The organism is Kosakonia sp. YIM B13571, assembly GCF_042788095.1.
In the GTDB taxonomy this organism is placed as follows: domain Bacteria; phylum Pseudomonadota; class Gammaproteobacteria; order Enterobacterales; family Enterobacteriaceae; genus Kosakonia; species Kosakonia quasisacchari.
The window spans coordinates 214,613-229,328 of the sequence record NZ_JBHZPL010000003.1 but is presented as its reverse complement, the minus strand read 5'-3'; the positions used below and the strand labels follow the sequence as shown (position 1 = coordinate 229,328).

Below are 14,716 nucleotides of genomic sequence, written 5' to 3'. Positions count from 1 at the left end.
TCAAAAACTATATAGATACAATTCTATATTCAAATAATGCGGTGTTCGGTGAGTGCATGCATGCGAGGATGTGCAGCATTGGAAGAGTAATTCCTGGATATCAAAAACAAAATGCAACGTTGCATTGATTTTGCGACCCGGCTTCATACAAGAAAAAACCCCGCCGAGGCGGGGTTTGCCGTAACAGCGTATGCGTTATGCTTTTACGCGGCTGGCGATGATATCATCTGCCACGTTGCGCGGCGCTTCCGCATAGTGGTGGAACTCCATGCTGTAGGTCGCGCGGCCTTGCGACATGGAGCGCAGCGTGGTGGAGTAGCCGAACATCTCAGCCAGCGGCACGTCGGCGCGGATAATCTGGCTACCAAAGCGCTCTTCCATGCCCTGCACCATCCCGCGACGGGAGGAGAGATCGCCCATAATGTTCCCGGCGTACTCTTCCGGCGTTTCCACTTCAACATGCATGATCGGCTCAAGGATTGCCGGATCCGCTTTGCGTGCGCCCTCTTTGAAGCCAAAGATTGCTGCCATGCGGAAGGCCATTTCCGAGGAGTCAACATCGTGATAGGAACCAAATGTCAGGGTTGCTTTCACATCGACCACCGGGTAACCCGCCAGCACGCCGTTGTTCATGGCTTCACGCAGGCCTTTTTCCACTGAAGGAATGTACTCGCGCGGCACCACGCCGCCTTTGGTCGCGTCTTCAAATACAAAGCCACTACCCGGCTTCAGCGGTTCAAGCGTCAGTACCACGTGACCATACTGCCCTTTACCACCGGACTGGCGCACAAATTTACCTTCGATATCCTTCACGGTTTTACGCAAGGTTTCACGATAGGTAACCTGCGGGCGACCTATATTGGCCTCCACGCCAAACTCACGTTTCATGCGGTCGACAATAATTTCCAGATGCAACTCGCCCATCCCGGAAATAATCGTCTGCCCGGATTCCTCGTCAGTATGCAGGCGGAATGATGGGTCTTCCGACGCCAGCCGCTGCAACGCGATGCCCATTTTTTCCTGATCCGCTTTGGTTTTCGGCTCAATCGCGAGCGAAATCACCGGCTCAGGGAACTCCATGCGCTCCAGGGTGATCACTTTATCCGGGTCGCTTAACGTGTCGCCGGTCGTGACATCTTTCAGGCCAACACAGGCGGCAATATCACCGGCGCGCAGCTCATCCACCTCGTGGCGATCGTTGGCATGCATCTGCACAATACGCCCAATGCGCTCTTTCTTGCCTTTCACCGGGTTGTAAACCGCATCGCCTTTTTTCAGCACGCCGGAATAGACGCGGATAAAGGTAAGCTGGCCAACATACGGGTCAGTCATCAGTTTGAACGCCAGCGCCGAGAACGGTTCGTCATCAGTGGGATGGCGCTCTGCCGGTTGGCCTTTTTCATCCACGCCCTGAATGGCCGGAATATCCAGCGGCGACGGCATCAGCTCCACCACAGCATCGAGCATGCGCTGCACACCTTTGTTTTTGAAGGCGCTGCCGCATAGCATCGGCTGAATTTCACCCGCGACAGTGCGTTTGCGCAGCCCGGTAATGATTTCCGCTTCGTCCAGCGAGCCGGTTTCCAGATATTTATCCATCAGCTCGTCGCTGGCTTCCGCCGCCGCAGAGATCATTTTCTCGCGCCACTCTTGCGCCGTCGCCAGCAGATCATCCGGCACCGGGCCGTAGCTAAAGCTCATTCCTTGCGTCGCGTCATCCCAGATGATTTCGCGCATTTTGATCAAATCCACCACGCCGGTGAAATGCTCTTCCGCGCCGATCGGGATCACAATCGGCACCGGGTTGGCTTTCAGGCGGTCGATCATCATCTGCACCACGCGGAAAAAATCCGCGCCGGGGCGATCCATCTTGTTGACGAAGGCGAGACGCGGCACGTGGTATTTATTGGCCTGACGCCACACGGTTTCCGACTGCGGCTGCACGCCACCCACGGAGTCATACACCATTACCGCGCCGTCGAGCACGCGCATGGAACGTTCCACCTCAATGGTGAAATCCACGTGCCCGGGGGTGTCGATAATGTTGATGCGGTGCGGCTCAAAACCTCTGTCCATGCCAGGCCAGAAGCAACTTACCGCCGCAGACGTAATGGTAATACCGCGCTCTTGCTCCTGCGCCATCCAGTCGGTGGTTGCCGCGCCATCGTGTACTTCACCCAGTTTGTGGCTCATCCCGGTGTAAAACAGGATGCGCTCAGTGGTGGTTGTTTTACCGGCATCGATATGCGCGGAGATACCGATGTTGCGATAACGTTCGAGGGGGATGGGTCGGGGCATGATGCGTCCTTAGTCATTTGACTGTTCGTTCGCGACCGGAATTGGCCGCTATTCATTCACGGCGTCTATAATAGTACAACTGTACGAGTATATTCGAACTATTTTTGCTATTCTTACGATTGGTTGAGCCACGATTGACCTCGTGGCTTTCGCAAATCAGTTTGCGTATAGTACCGGCCCAGCCGCCGATACGGGCTGCTGCTTTTCCAGCACAGCAACCGCCGACACAGGAATATTATGATCGCTAACCATCCCGAACGTGCGCAATTTCGCCTTGAAAATGTACTCTTTGCCCTTGGCAATCCCCTGCGCCTGGCGATGATCAAGCGGCTTGCCGACGGCAGCGAACTGAGCTGTAACGCCCTGCGCCCCGAAGACGTGGCAAAATCAACCATGACGCACCACTGGCGAGTACTACGTGATAGCGGTGTGGTCTGGCAACGCCCGCAGGGACGGGAAAATATGATCTCCCTGCGCCGCGAAGATCTCGACGCCTGCTTTCCGGGATTGCTGGATACGCTGTTGCAGGCGATGCAGAAAGAAGGGTAATGCCGGGCGAGGCGAAGCGCCACCCGGCAAAAGGCATCGTTATTTCGTTTCCGGCAGCACAATATTGCTCGCCGCCAGTGTGCCCATATTGTTGTAGATTGCACACGCGGCATCCACCAGTTGCATCGCCAGCGCCGCGCCACTCCCTTCGCCTAATCGCATTCCCATGTTGAGATACGGTTCCAGCCCTAAATGTTCCAGTGCAATGCGCGCGCCTTTTTCCGCCGACAGATGCGAAGGAATCAAATAGGGTTTGACCTGCGGCGCAATGCGGCACGCCGCCAGCGCCGATGCGTAAGAAAGGAAACCGTCCAGCACCACCGGTAAACCACACGAGGCGGCACCCAGCATTACCCCGGTCATTCCCAGTAAATCGTAACCGCCAACTTTTGCCAGCACCTCAAGACCATCAGCAGGATTGGGCTGGTTGACGGCAATCGCTTTACGCACCACCTGCGCTTTATGCCCGAGTAGGCTTTCCGGCAAATTTGCGCCAATGCCGACCACATGTTCAGGTTTTTCGCCGGTCAGCACGCTGACAATCGCCGCCGCCGGTGTGGTGTTCGCCATGCCCAGCTCACCGACGCCGAACACTTTCACGCCTTGCGCCGCCAGTTCACGGGTGTAGCACATCGTTTCCAGTAGCAACGCTTCGGCTTGCTGCGAGCTCATCGCCGGACCGGTGGCAATATTGCCGCTGCCGCGCGTGACTTTCATATTCACAAGGCCAGGGATCGGATCGGCGTCAATGCCAACATCCAGCACATGCACTTTCGCACCAGCCTGCGCGGCTAGTACGCAAACGCCCGTCGTCGCCTGCGTCATGTTCGCCGCCTGAATCGCGGTGACAACCTGCGGTGATACCGCCACGCCTTCATGCCAGACGCCATGATCGGCGCACAGCACCACAATGGCTTTCTCACCACTTTGCGGCTTGCCGTTTAACCCCGGCATTCCCGCCAGTTGCACCGCTAATGCTTCCAGTCGGCCAAGGCTGCCAACCGGCTTCAGTAAACCATCCAGATGACGCTGCGCCTGCGCCATCGCTACGTCATCGGGGGCCGGGATACTTGCCAATAGTGTCGTCAATGTCTGCATGTTGTTTCTCGTTATGTTGCGGGCTGTTCAGAGCAGCGCCAGAAGAAATACCAGTTCGCCAAGTTCAATCGCTGCGCCCAGCGTATCGCCGGTTTGCCCGCCCAGCGTGCGTTTAAGCAGGTGTCCCAGCAAGAAGATCGCCGCCAGTGTCACCAGCAGCGCAATAATCCCTTTCATACCCAATATGGCAATCGCCAGCAACCCAGTGATTGTCAGCGTGACCAGCGTGTCTCTGCCCGAAACTTTGCCGATAAACAGGTTGCCCAGCCCCTCTTCGCGGGCATAGCGATGGCCGAACATCAGTAATACCGAGCAGCCGCGCCCGGCGGCGCAGGCCATCGCCAGTGCGGCAATCATGCTGATACCGCGCAGTTGCAGCTCGCTGATAACCAGAATTTTGGCAACCAGCACAAACACCAGCGCCAGACCGCCGTGGGTGCCAAGTCGACTGTCACGCATGATCTCCAGCATCCGTTCGCGCCGCCGCGCGGAAAAGACACCGTCGCAGGTGTCCGCCAGGCCATCCAGATGAAAACCACCGGTTAACAATGCCAGCGCCAGCACGCCAAAAAGTGCCGCCAGCGGCACGCCGCACCAGGGTTGTAACACCAGCACGACACTACCACTGAGCGCCCCGAGCAACAGCCCGACCAGCGGAAACGTCACTATACCGCGCACGTAATCCGCGACATCCAGCCCCTGTACACAGCGGCCAGGCACGGGTAATCGGCTGATAAAAGAGAGCGTGGCGAAGAACAATTTGATCATTTGATTTTGACTCCAATCCCGGACACCACCAGCCAGACATGATCCGCCGCCTGCGCCAACCGTTGATTGACACGCCCGGCGATATCGCGAAAATGCCGCGCCAGGCGGTTTTCCGGCACAATGCCCATCCCCACTTCATTGGTCACCAGCACCACCGGTGACGGGCACGCCGCACAGGCTGCAATCAATTGCTCAATCTCCTGTTGAACCTGCGCTTCCAGCGCGGCGTAATCCCACTTATCCGGGTCGTCGCCCACGCCAGAAGCAAACAGCAGATTGGTGACAAGTGTCGTAATGCATTCCAGCACTATCGCTTCATCGGGATCGTTATGCGGAGTAATGACGGCTGACAACTGCTGCCAGCGCTCTTCGGTGCGCCAGTGTTGGGGGCGTCCCGCCCGATGGTGCTCAATACGCGCCGCCATTTCGTCATCAAAGATTTGTGAAGTGGCGATATAGAGCACTGTTTTTGCATTCGCGACCAGCGATTCGGCATGGCGGCTTTTGCCGCTGCGCGCACCGCCGGTAACAAGGGTTAACATGCTTGCTCCTGATGTTGCTGCATAATTTGATAAATACGATCAATGTCCACATGCTGACGCATGGCGTCGGCAAGAATATCAAACTGCTGCGCTTTGTACTGTGCATAATCAACGCGCACATCCAGCGACGGCAGCCCTTTGCGCTGGCGCAGCCCGTTAAGTAATGTGCGCGTGAACGCGTCGCTATCAAACAAACCATGCAAGTACGTGCCGAACACCAAACCGTCACGGCTGACTGCACCGTCTGCCACGCGCTGTCCCGTTTTTTGTAGCCACACCGCCGGCTGGCAACTACTGCCGCGCGTGGTTTCGCCCATATGAATTTCATAGCCGCGCAGCGTTAGTCCGGCGCACGGGGCCAGCCAGCCGGGTAGCGATTCTGGCAACACCGCCTCAACACGCGTGGTGGTTTTGTCATGCGCAAAACGCGTCACCGTCTCCAGTAGCCCCAGCCCTGGCTGTTGACCCAGCCCGGACTCCACCTCATCAATAATGGTTTCGCCAAGCATTTGATACCCGCCACAGACGCCGATAATCGGCACATTCGCACGGTGGCGTTCCAGCACTGCTTTTGCCAGCCCGCTTTCACGCAGCCAGTTGAGATCGCCCAGGGTGTTTTTACTGCCGGGGAGGATAACCAGATCGGCGCGGTGCAGTTCGTCCGGCGCGCGCACGTAATGAACGCGTACATCCGGCTGAGCCGCGAGTGCATTGAAATCGGTGAAATTAGAAATATGCGGGAGTTGCACCACGGCGATATCCAGTGCCCGCTCGCCGGTGCGCAAGTATTTTCCGCGCTGTAACGCCACGCCGTCTTCATCTTCAAGGTCGACCTCCAGCCACGGCATCACGCCAATCACCGGTACGCCAGTCAACGCTTCAATCTGCTTAATTCCCGGGGTGAGCAGCGCGACATCGCCGCGAAACTTATTGATGATCACCCCTTTCACCCGCCAGCGCTCGTGCTCCTGTAACAGCGCCAGCGTGCCGTAAATCGCGGCAAACACGCCGCCTCTGTCAATATCAGCAACCAGAATGACCGGACAAGCGGCCATCTCCGCCATGCCCATATTGACGATATCCCGGTCGCGCAGATTGATCTCCGCCGGGCTGCCGGCACCCTCCAGCACCAGCGCGTCGTACTCCTGCGCCAGGCTCTGGTAAACGCGGATAATCTGCTCGCGCAGTCGCGGTTTATATTCGTGGTAACTCACGGCGTCCATATCGGTCGCGACTTTACCCATCAGCACCACTTGTGCTTTGCGATCGCTGGTCGGTTTAAGCAGCACCGGATTCATGCGCACATCTGGCACAATACCCGCCGCTTCAGCCTGAAATATTTGCGCGCGTCCCATCTCCTCACCGTCCGCAGTGATACCGGAGTTGAGCGCCATATTCTGTGATTTAAACGGCGCGGTTTTTAGCCCATCCTGATGAAAAATACGGCACAGCCCCGCCACCAGCACGCTTTTACCCACGTCCGATGCGGTGCCTTGCAGCATAATGGCCTGCGTCATGACATCTCCTTAACCTGCGTCGCCCGCATACGGGCACGTTTGCACAGCGGCACTCCTGCCCGCCGTGCCGTTTTACTCGCCACAAGCCGTGTAGCGTAACGCAATGCCCTGGCGGACGATAACACGATGATTGCCTCTCCACTCACCCTCACGGATGAACACAGTTCGCTCTCGCACAACGCGGTGTGGTTATGCCTTCTCCCAATGCTTATTCACCAGAATGGTTGAAAAATAGGGCAGCGGCTGATCGTCGCTCACCTCGCTGAGCTGCCGCCAGCACTGCTCTCCCGGCAGCGTGGCTTCCGCCATCATCAGCGCATGGTCGAGTAAATCCGCCTCAGCAAGCAGCACTTTGATGCGCGCGAAACGGCCATAGACTTTCATCAGCACCAGGTTGTCGTGTTGCAATAATGCCTGGCGGATGTCGCTTTCCGGCGCAGTGCAGGACACCACCGCAAGCGATTGTTGCTCCATCGCCAGCGGTATTTGCGCTCGCGCAGCAATGGCGGCAAACGAAGTGACACCGGGAACAATTTCCAGTGTTTGTGGGTGTTGTAAGCGTTGCAGCAAAAACACCCAGGTGCTGAACAGCATGGCGTCGCCAAGCGTAATAAAACCGACTTGCTTGCCAGCCTGCACTTCGGTGTCCAGCGCAGCGGCGACTTCATCCCACACCGCCTCTTTTTCTGCGCTGTCAGCGCTCATCGGAAAGTGGCAGCAGCGCACTTCGGTCTGTTCGCCGAGATACTCACGGACAATCGACAGCGCCAGGCTGTCACCCCCTATGCGCCCGGCTGGGGCATACAGCACATCAAGCTGGCTGAGAATACGCGCACCGCGCACAGTGATAAGATCCGCAGCGCCAGGGCCGGTGCTTAATGCGTAGAGTTTTCCACTCATGCCGCCACCTCCAGCGCTTGTTCAAGCGCCTGCTGCAAATGCTGGACAAACATCGCGCGGATATCGGCGTTTTCACCCAGCCCTTGTAGCCACGGCGTGGCAGCAATACCGGCACGTTCAAACTGCGTTTTCCACGAATCGCCATCATCCGATGCCATATCATTAATCGCGTGATCGCCTGCCACCAGCATCAGCGGCATCAGGTGTACGGCTTTTACTCCTTCATGGCGCAAACTGTCGATCACCACGTCGATTTCCGGGTAGCTTTCCACCGCGCCGACGCGCGCCGGGAAGCGATGCGCCGCCATCATATGGTCAAGGCAGGCATACGCTGCAAAGGCATGGTGGCTGGCGCCATGGCCCATAAACACCACGCGTTCATCCGGAGCAACCATCGGCATCTGACGTGAAAGCGCCTGCATCAGATGCAGGTAATCTTCATGGCTGCTGAGTAGCGGCGCACCAATCACCAGCCGTTTAAACAGCGGGCGCAAGGTTTGCACTTCGTGAACAATTTTTTCATATTCGTCACCGTTGATAATGTGCAGCGACTGGATTGCCACATCCTGATAACCCTGTTCCGCCAGTTTTTGCAGCGCGTCCAGCGGGGTATCGATGTGCAGGTTATCGCGCTGCTTCAGCTTGCGAATGATCATGCCGGAGGTGAACGCGCGAAACAGGGTGCGATCCGGGCAACTGGCCGCCAGCTCACGCTCGCAGGCCACAATATTCTTTTCACAAGTGTCGTGATAGCTGGTGCCAAAACTCACCACCAGAAGGGCTTTTTTCACTTTTCTCTCCTCACTGTGCCGCCAGCCAGCACCGCAACCGTCCGGCGAAGGCATCCTGACTGTTGAGTAACTCATCTCCACTCACCGCAGGTTGCGGGCGGGCAATGACAATGCACGGAATGCTGGCATCCAGCGCAGGCTGTACTTTTTCCAGATAACCGCCTTCTGCACCGGAGGCTTTGGTGATCATCACCTCTACCCGGTACTGGCGGTAAAACGCGGCGTTAAACTCCGCGCTGAACGGGCCGCAGAGGGCGAAAATATCACCGACACCAAAACCCAGTTGCGCGCATTGCGCCACCACGTCTGGCACGGGGAGCACGCGTGCCAGCAATGTTTTCCCCGGCAAACCCTCGCGCCAGCGCGCCAGATCTTTACTGCCGGTGGTCAGCAAAATACGCGCGCCCAGTTCGCGGGCTTTGTCACAGGCTTCTTCCAGTGAGGCGACATAAAACAGCAGCGGATGGGTCAAATCCGGTAACTGCTCCGGGCGCTGATAGCGGCTGAGCAATACCTGCGCCTGCTCACAGGCAACGGCGATATTACGGCTGACCACATCGGCATATGGGTGCGAAGCATCAATCACCCAGCGCGTACCATTGTGTTGCAGCCACGCGACCATATCGCTTATCTCCAGCCGCCCACAGCGTACCTGACCGCGAATATTTCCCGCCAGTTGTTGCCCGGTCGGTGTTGCCACCGACAGCGTGTAATGCACTCCGGCTTCATCCAGTTGCTGGCAGATCTGGCGCGCATCACTGGTGCCGCCAATAACCAATACGTCACCAGCGGTCACAGGGTGTAGCCCCTGGGCGTGATCATCAGGCCGTTTTGCACATAGGTGGCGCGATTGCCAACAATCACCAGGCTGGTCATATCGACGGGTTCAAAATCCATCTCGCCGAGCGTGGTCAGCCATTTTTCCTCTTTCTTGCGCCCGGCGGATTTCACCACGCCCACCGGCGTGTCGGCGCGTTTACTGGCCGCTAGCAGTTCAAACGCGCGCGCCAGATGACCTTCGCGACCCCGGCTGCGCGGGTTGTAGAAGCAAATGACAAAATCCGCCTCACCCGCCGCGACAATGCGCTTTTCAATCACCGACCACGGCGTCATCAGGTCGCTTAAACTGATATGGCAAAAATCATGCATCAGCGGCGCGCCGAGCAGCGCCGCTGCGGCGATGCTGGCGGTCATGCCCGGCACCAGCCGGACGTTGACATCCAGTTGCTGTTTACTCACCAGCTCAAGCACCAGCCCGGCCATGCCGTAGATCCCGGCGTCACCGCTGCTGATCAACGCCACGTTATTTCCTGCCTGCGCCAGCTCAATCGCCGCCTGACAGCGCTCGATCTCTTTGCACATGCCGGTTTTGATCACCTGTTTATCTCCGGTAAAGGCTTTCACCAGATGGGTATAGGTTTTGTAACCCACTACAATTTCCGCCGCCTGCAGCGCTTCAACGGCTTCCATGGTCATCATTGCCTGTGAGCCGGGGCCAATCCCGATTACCGTTAACATCAGTGTGAAACTCCCAAAGTAATAGTCACGCCCTGCTCGCGCAGGGTTTCGCCAATCAGTTGCCCGTGGCTCATCAGCCATGCCGCCGGGCCGGAGACGCTCCCAACCCCAGCGGTTTGGCGAACAAATTCCGAGGCGGGAAAATGGTGTTCGTGTTGCCGCAATGCATCAGCGCTGAAAACCTCAAACGGCACGCCCAAGCTTTGTGCAAGTTGGATCAGCCCTTTTTCATCCTGTTTTAAGGTGATGCTGCCAATCGCGCGCAGCGCTAGCGGGTCGATGGCGTTCGCCTGCAACTGACGCAGCAACAGCGCCGAGAGCAGCGCAAACGGCGTGTCACGCCGACAACCTATCCCCGCCACGATGCGTTTCGGCACCAGTTTGAAAACGGGCAAAGGCAGCACCGACAGCGTCGCTTGCGTGGTCACGCACACTACCCCCTCCAGTTCCGGCAAGGCGTCCAGGCGCTCCACCGCGATAAAACCGCGTGTATCGCAACGCGCCACGTCTTCGCGCATCGCCGCTTCACACCACAGGCCAACGCGTTTACCGCTGACCAGCATCTGATTGACGCGCTTTACCGCCGGACGAAAATCCTGCATCCGCGCATCCAACTGGCTTGCCAGCATGTCGAGCGCCGCCAGATCGTTCACGTCTGTCGCTGTGGTGATCACCGGATCGGCGTCCAGCACACCCGCCAGGTAACGCGCCAGTGCATTCGCACCGCCGCAATGCCCGGAAAGCAGGCTAATAACATGCTGCCCGCGCTCATCAATGACGATCACCGCTGGATCGTTAAATTTGTCATTCACCAGCGGGGCGATAACGCGCACGGCAATGCCCGTTGCACCGATAAAAATCACCGACGAACAGGTACAAAACGCCTCGCGCAGCGTCTGCGCAAAACCGCCGTCGAAGGGCTGAAATCCCTCCGTAAGCAATTCTTCGCTGGTAAAACAGGTCATCGACAGTGCAGATTGCAGACGCGCCGCCAGCGCCACGCCGCCCGGCGTCAGGCAAAACAGCGCTATCGATTCAGGCTTTACGGTATTCATGGCTAAAATCCGCTGCGTAAAGCCGGGAGTAGTGGAACTCGTCGCCCAGAAATGCGCCGACGAGGATCAGCGCGGTTTTGCGGATCCCGGCAGCGCGCACTTTGTCAGCAATATCCGCCAGCGTGCCGCGCACCGTTTGGCTCTCCGGCCAGGTTGCTTTATAAATAACTGCGACGGGCGTGGTCGGCGGGTAGCCGCCTTCGATTAAACGTTCCGCCACGCGGTGAATGCGCTGTACCGAGAGGTAAATCGCCATGGAGGTCTGATGGCTGGCAAATGCTTCCAGCTGTTCACGCTCCGGCACCGGCGTGCGCCCTTCGAGGCGGGTGATAATCAGGCTTTGCGACACGTCCGGTACGGTGTACTCAACCCCCAGTTCCGCCGCCGCGCCCAGAAACGCGCTGACGCCGGGTACGACCTGCCAGTGAATGCCTCGTTGAGTTAATACTTCACCCTGTTCGCGCACCGATCCATACAGCGAAACGTCGCCAGTTTGCAGACGTACCACCACTTTCCCGGCGTTCACACCGGCTTCCATTAAATCGATGATTTGCTCAAGGTGCAGCTCGGCGCTGTCGTGGCACTCTGCGTCAGGCGGGCAGTATTCCAGCAGTTCGGTATTGATGAGCGAACCGGCGTAAATCACTACCTGCGCCTGTTGCAACAGGCGATACCCTTTTAGGGTGATAAGCTCCTTATCGCCTGGACCTGCACCCACAAACCAGACTGTTCGTGCGTCCGTGTTGTCAGCCATGATGTTGCTCCTTTGCACAGGAAATCATAAAAACGGGATTATGCGGTTTGAAGTAGTGGCCGCTGCCAAGCGGGGTCAGCAGCGAAATCTGAAGTTGCTGACAATCCAGCTCAGCGACAGAGCAATCCGCCAGGTGCGCCAGCGCGGTACTGAGGTTTTCCTGCAGAATAAACGTCATCACCAGCCGCCCGCCGGGGTTAAGCTGCGCCAGCGACCAGTCGATAAGTTGCGTCAGATTACCGCCGCTGCCGCCCATAAACACCGCATCCGCAGGCTGCTCGACAAACAGCGGCGCAACGCCGGAAATCAGGGTGATATTGCGACAAGCAAAGCGCTGGCAATTCTCTTCCAGCAGCCCGAGCGCTGCGGGGTTGCGTTCAATCGCCGTGACCTGCAGTTGCGGGTACGCCAGCGCCGCTTCAATGCTCACGCTACCGGTACCCGCGCCGATATCAATCAGGTGGCTGGCGCTGTGCAGCGCCAGCTTCGACAGCGCCAGCGCACGCACCGCTTCTTTGGTCATCGGCACCTTTTCGCCGCGCATAAACAGCTCATCTTTCATTGAGGATCACCACCACATTCATCTCGTAATGCGCCTTTACATCCGCAGGGCGCAGCCAGTGGATACGTTCATTGTCCAGACCGAGGTTTTCGCCAATCACCAGCCAGCGATTTTCTGCCCCGCGCGCCAGTAGCGCGTCAGCAATGGCTTTTGGCCCGCAGCGGGCATCGGTCACCATCGCGACCTTGCTGGCGCGCGCCAGGGCATCGAAATCCACATCGCGTCCGTGGCTGCTGGTCAGCCAGATATCATTCATATCAATGCCGGTACGCGAACAGAGGTACTGCGCGGCGCTGATACCAGGAATAATGCGCAACTGTTCAATACCGAAGTGCGCCACCAGCCGTGTGCCGATGCCGTAAAACAAGGGGTCGCCGGAGGCCAGTACCACCACATTGCGCGCGCTCTGTTTTTCCAGCCACGTCAACAAAGCAGGAATATCCGCATCCAGCGCCCGCACCTCCCCGGCAAAATCGGGGAATTGCGCCAGGTGGCGTTGACCACCGACCAGCACCTCTGCCTGCGCTACTGCCTCCTGTGCCTGCGGCGTCATTAGCGCCAGATTGCCCGGCCCCATCCCGGCGACGGTTAACATCTGAGATCCCCGGCAATCGCCTCAACGGGACGATTCGCGCCCAGCACCTTGTTATCAAAGGAGAACATCACGGCATCGCACTGCGGCGGATTGTGCGTAAAGCGCAGCATTTGCTCGATACGCTGGCAGATACGGGTTGCCAGGTGATCGTAAAGGTGGCTGAAACCGGCGGCGTCAATGTGCTCCATTGCCGCTTCGGTAGTGTCGCACTCGCTCACCGCCAGCAGGAGCGCATGCGGTGCACCGAGCAGCGCCAGGTGCGCGACCAGCGTTTCCATGCGCGCGTCGGCGATGTGGCTGTGGGTGTGAAAGATCCCGGCGGCGATTTTCACCAGCTTGCCGGGATGACCGACCAGCACGATATGCCGGAAACCAAGGCGCACCGCCTCTTCGATCATGTAGCCAACGAAGTTACTCATGGTGACCACTTGCTCGCCGGACAGTCCCAGATACTCGCGGACAAAACGTTCGCCGTGGTTACCGGGTACCAGAATTACGCGATCCATCCCGGCGGCGCGTTTTAATTCCAGCTCCAGTGCCAACGAGCGCTTCCAGCTCTCTTCCGACATCGGCGTGACAATGCCGGTGGTGCCAATAATTGAAATGCCGCCAAGAATACCGAGCCTGCCGTTGTAGGTTTTCTTTGCGCGTTCTTTCCCTTCCGGGGCAATAATTTCCACCTCTGCGCCGCGCGTCGGACCAATCACTTCGCGCACGGCGGCTTCGATAGTCTGGCGCGGCGTGCGGTTGATAGCCGCTTCGCCAACGGCCAGGCCAATGCCTTTGCGGGTGACAGTACCAACGCCTTCGCCGCCGCGCAGGGTTATTTCACCCTCATCATTAAGCGTGACGCGGGCGAAAATCAGCATGCCGTGAGTGGCATCAACATCATCGCCACCGTCTTTGCGGATAGCGGCAATACCCTGTTTACCTTCCACATGCGGACACTCGACATTCAGGCGTAGCGTGACGCCCGACGGCGTGACAATCGATACCTGGTGGATAAGGTGCTGGCGAAGCACCATCAGCGCCGCCACTTTCGCGGCCGCCGTCGCGCAGGAGCCGGTGGTATAGCCTTTACGCAGCGCTTTACCGTTGTGCCACACCGGGTCATCGAACGCCTGTTCGCTCATTGCGCCTCCCGCAGGCTGTAAAGCAGCGCGTTAACGATCGCCGCCGCCACGTTGCTACCGCCTTTACGCCCGCGTGCAGCAATACCCGGTAAACCGCTCGCCACCAGCGCCTCTTTCGACTCTGCCGCGCCGACAAAGCCAACCGGTACACCGACCACACCGTTTACCGGGGTGTTATGTTCAAGCAGGCGAAACAGCGCAGTGGGCGCATTGCCGAAGACAAACACCTTGTCCCCCTCTTCGCCCAGCGCCAGATCGACCGCCGCCATCGAACGGGTGATACCGTCAGCTTTGGCGCGGCGCACCACGCGCGGATCGGAGATATAGCAACGTACTTCGCCGCCGAACTGCGCCAGCAGGGTTTTATTAATGCCGGAAAGCGCCATGGTGGTATCGGTGTAGAGCGTGCAGCCCTGTTTTATCGCGGTACAGAGGCTTTCCAGCGCGTCATCGGAAAACCATAAGATATCGAGCCAGTCGAAATCGGCGGTGGTATGAATGACCCGTTTGATAACCGCTTCATGCAGCGGACTGGCAAAGCGGTAATCGGGGCGCATCTCTTTGATAATGTCGCTAATAATGACAAAACTTTTGGCTTCAATAGCCTGCGGTTGTTGCAAATAATCCATCGTTTTC

At 58.0% G+C, this 14,716-nt stretch carries 16 protein-coding genes; 1 reads left to right on the top strand and 15 read right to left on the bottom strand.

Annotated elements, in window-relative coordinates:
* Positions 1-195: 195 nt before the first annotated feature.
* Positions 196-2,298 carry an elongation factor G gene (gene fusA, locus ACFX4O_RS09455; RefSeq protein WP_380208319.1) on the bottom strand — a complete coding sequence of 701 codons (2,103 nt, stop codon included), beginning with the start codon at positions 2,296-2,298 and terminating at the stop codon, positions 196-198.
* A 237-nt stretch (positions 2,299-2,535) separates the two neighbouring features.
* Here fusA and ACFX4O_RS09450 point away from each other — a divergent pair, with 237 nt between their 5' ends.
* Complete coding sequence (locus tag ACFX4O_RS09450; protein ID WP_131412084.1) at positions 2,536-2,847, top strand: helix-turn-helix transcriptional regulator; 312 nt, start codon at positions 2,536-2,538, stop codon at positions 2,845-2,847.
* Between the two features lie 39 nt (positions 2,848-2,886).
* Here the strand turns inward: ACFX4O_RS09450 and cobT are convergent, their stop codons facing one another.
* The 14 genes from cobT to ACFX4O_RS09380 all read right to left on the bottom strand — a co-directional run bounded on the left by cobT (position 2,887) and on the right by ACFX4O_RS09380 (position 14,709).
* The gene (cobT, locus tag ACFX4O_RS09445) at positions 2,887-3,945 is read right to left on the bottom strand and encodes a nicotinate-nucleotide--dimethylbenzimidazole phosphoribosyltransferase (protein ID WP_380208316.1); all 1,059 of its coding nucleotides are present in this window, start codon (positions 3,943-3,945) and stop codon (positions 2,887-2,889) included.
* A gap of 27 nt (positions 3,946-3,972) precedes the next feature.
* Positions 3,973-4,713, bottom strand: coding sequence for an adenosylcobinamide-GDP ribazoletransferase (cobS, locus tag ACFX4O_RS09440; protein WP_380208314.1), 741 nt, complete (start codon positions 4,711-4,713; stop codon positions 3,973-3,975).
* Positions 4,710-5,255: a bifunctional adenosylcobinamide kinase/adenosylcobinamide-phosphate guanylyltransferase gene (gene cobU, locus ACFX4O_RS09435; RefSeq protein WP_131412078.1), complete on the bottom strand. Its 546-nt coding sequence runs from the start codon at positions 5,253-5,255 to the stop codon at positions 4,710-4,712. The genes cobS and cobU overlap by 4 nt, the downstream gene beginning before the upstream one ends.
* Entirely contained in the window at positions 5,249-6,772 is a 1,524-nt protein-coding gene (locus ACFX4O_RS09430) for a cobyric acid synthase (protein ID WP_380208312.1), read from the bottom strand. The genes cobU and ACFX4O_RS09430 overlap by 7 nt, the downstream gene beginning before the upstream one ends.
* Positions 6,773-6,961: 189 nt before the next feature.
* Entirely contained in the window at positions 6,962-7,672 is a 711-nt protein-coding gene (locus ACFX4O_RS09425; protein WP_380208310.1) for a cobalt-factor II C(20)-methyltransferase, read from the bottom strand.
* Positions 7,669-8,463 (bottom strand): sirohydrochlorin cobaltochelatase, encoded by a 795-nt coding sequence (locus ACFX4O_RS09420; RefSeq protein ID WP_380208308.1) that lies wholly within the window; start codon positions 8,461-8,463, stop codon positions 7,669-7,671. The genes ACFX4O_RS09425 and ACFX4O_RS09420 overlap by 4 nt, the downstream gene beginning before the upstream one ends.
* A gap of 10 nt (positions 8,464-8,473) precedes the next feature.
* Positions 8,474-9,259: a cobalt-precorrin-6A reductase gene (locus ACFX4O_RS09415; RefSeq protein WP_380208306.1), complete on the bottom strand. Its 786-nt coding sequence runs from the start codon at positions 9,257-9,259 to the stop codon at positions 8,474-8,476.
* Positions 9,256-9,981 (bottom strand): precorrin-3B C(17)-methyltransferase, encoded by a 726-nt coding sequence (locus ACFX4O_RS09410; RefSeq protein WP_380208304.1) that lies wholly within the window; start codon positions 9,979-9,981, stop codon positions 9,256-9,258. Before ACFX4O_RS09410 ends, ACFX4O_RS09415 begins: the two co-directional genes overlap by 4 nt.
* Complete coding sequence (gene cbiG, locus ACFX4O_RS09405) at positions 9,981-11,036, bottom strand: cobalt-precorrin 5A hydrolase (RefSeq protein WP_380208302.1); 1,056 nt, start codon at positions 11,034-11,036, stop codon at positions 9,981-9,983. The genes ACFX4O_RS09410 and cbiG overlap by 1 nt, the downstream gene beginning before the upstream one ends.
* Positions 11,017-11,790, bottom strand: coding sequence for a cobalt-precorrin-4 methyltransferase (locus ACFX4O_RS09400; protein ID WP_131412064.1), 774 nt, complete (start codon positions 11,788-11,790; stop codon positions 11,017-11,019). The genes cbiG and ACFX4O_RS09400 overlap by 20 nt, the downstream gene beginning before the upstream one ends.
* A complete protein-coding gene (locus ACFX4O_RS09395) occupies positions 11,783-12,352 on the bottom strand; it encodes a decarboxylating cobalt-precorrin-6B (C(15))-methyltransferase (RefSeq protein WP_380208299.1) in 570 nt (189 codons plus the stop codon). The genes ACFX4O_RS09400 and ACFX4O_RS09395 overlap by 8 nt, the downstream gene beginning before the upstream one ends.
* On the bottom strand, positions 12,342-12,947 hold the full coding sequence (gene cbiE, locus ACFX4O_RS09390) for a precorrin-6y C5,15-methyltransferase (decarboxylating) subunit CbiE (protein ID WP_380208297.1): 606 nt from the start codon (positions 12,945-12,947) through the stop codon (positions 12,342-12,344). Before cbiE ends, ACFX4O_RS09395 begins: the two co-directional genes overlap by 11 nt.
* Entirely contained in the window at positions 12,941-14,080 is a 1,140-nt protein-coding gene (gene cbiD / locus ACFX4O_RS09385) for a cobalt-precorrin-5B (C(1))-methyltransferase CbiD (RefSeq protein ID WP_380208295.1), read from the bottom strand. The genes cbiE and cbiD overlap by 7 nt, the downstream gene beginning before the upstream one ends.
* Entirely contained in the window at positions 14,077-14,709 is a 633-nt protein-coding gene (locus ACFX4O_RS09380) for a cobalt-precorrin-8 methylmutase (protein WP_380208293.1), read from the bottom strand. Before ACFX4O_RS09380 ends, cbiD begins: the two co-directional genes overlap by 4 nt.
* Positions 14,710-14,716: the final 7 nt, after the last annotated feature.

Coding starts and splice junctions, on each gene's coding strand:
- fusA (WP_380208319.1), bottom strand. CDS start 2,298: ATGCCCCGACCCATCCCCCTCGAACGTTATCGCAACATCGGTATCTCC.
- ACFX4O_RS09450 (WP_131412084.1), top strand. CDS start 2,536: ATGATCGCTAACCATCCCGAACGTGCGCAATTTCGCCTTGAAAATGTA.
- cobT (WP_380208316.1), bottom strand. CDS start 3,945: ATGCAGACATTGACGACACTATTGGCAAGTATCCCGGCCCCCGATGAC.
- cobS (WP_380208314.1), bottom strand. CDS start 4,713: ATGATCAAATTGTTCTTCGCCACGCTCTCTTTTATCAGCCGATTACCC.
- cobU (WP_131412078.1), bottom strand. CDS start 5,255: ATGTTAACCCTTGTTACCGGCGGTGCGCGCAGCGGCAAAAGCCGCCAT.
- ACFX4O_RS09430 (WP_380208312.1), bottom strand. CDS start 6,772: ATGACGCAGGCCATTATGCTGCAAGGCACCGCATCGGACGTGGGTAAA.
- ACFX4O_RS09425 (WP_380208310.1), bottom strand. CDS start 7,672: ATGAGTGGAAAACTCTACGCATTAAGCACCGGCCCTGGCGCTGCGGAT.
- ACFX4O_RS09410 (WP_380208304.1), bottom strand. CDS start 9,981: ATGTTAACGGTAATCGGGATTGGCCCCGGCTCACAGGCAATGATGACC.
- cbiG (WP_380208302.1), bottom strand. CDS start 11,036: ATGAATACCGTAAAGCCTGAATCGATAGCGCTGTTTTGCCTGACGCCG.
- ACFX4O_RS09400 (WP_131412064.1), bottom strand. CDS start 11,790: ATGGCTGACAACACGGACGCACGAACAGTCTGGTTTGTGGGTGCAGGT.
- ACFX4O_RS09395 (WP_380208299.1), bottom strand. CDS start 12,352: ATGAAAGATGAGCTGTTTATGCGCGGCGAAAAGGTGCCGATGACCAAA.
- cbiE (WP_380208297.1), bottom strand. CDS start 12,947: ATGTTAACCGTCGCCGGGATGGGGCCGGGCAATCTGGCGCTAATGACG.
- cbiD (WP_380208295.1), bottom strand. CDS start 14,080: ATGAGCGAACAGGCGTTCGATGACCCGGTGTGGCACAACGGTAAAGCG.
- ACFX4O_RS09380 (WP_380208293.1), bottom strand. CDS start 14,709: ATGGATTATTTGCAACAACCGCAGGCTATTGAAGCCAAAAGTTTTGTC.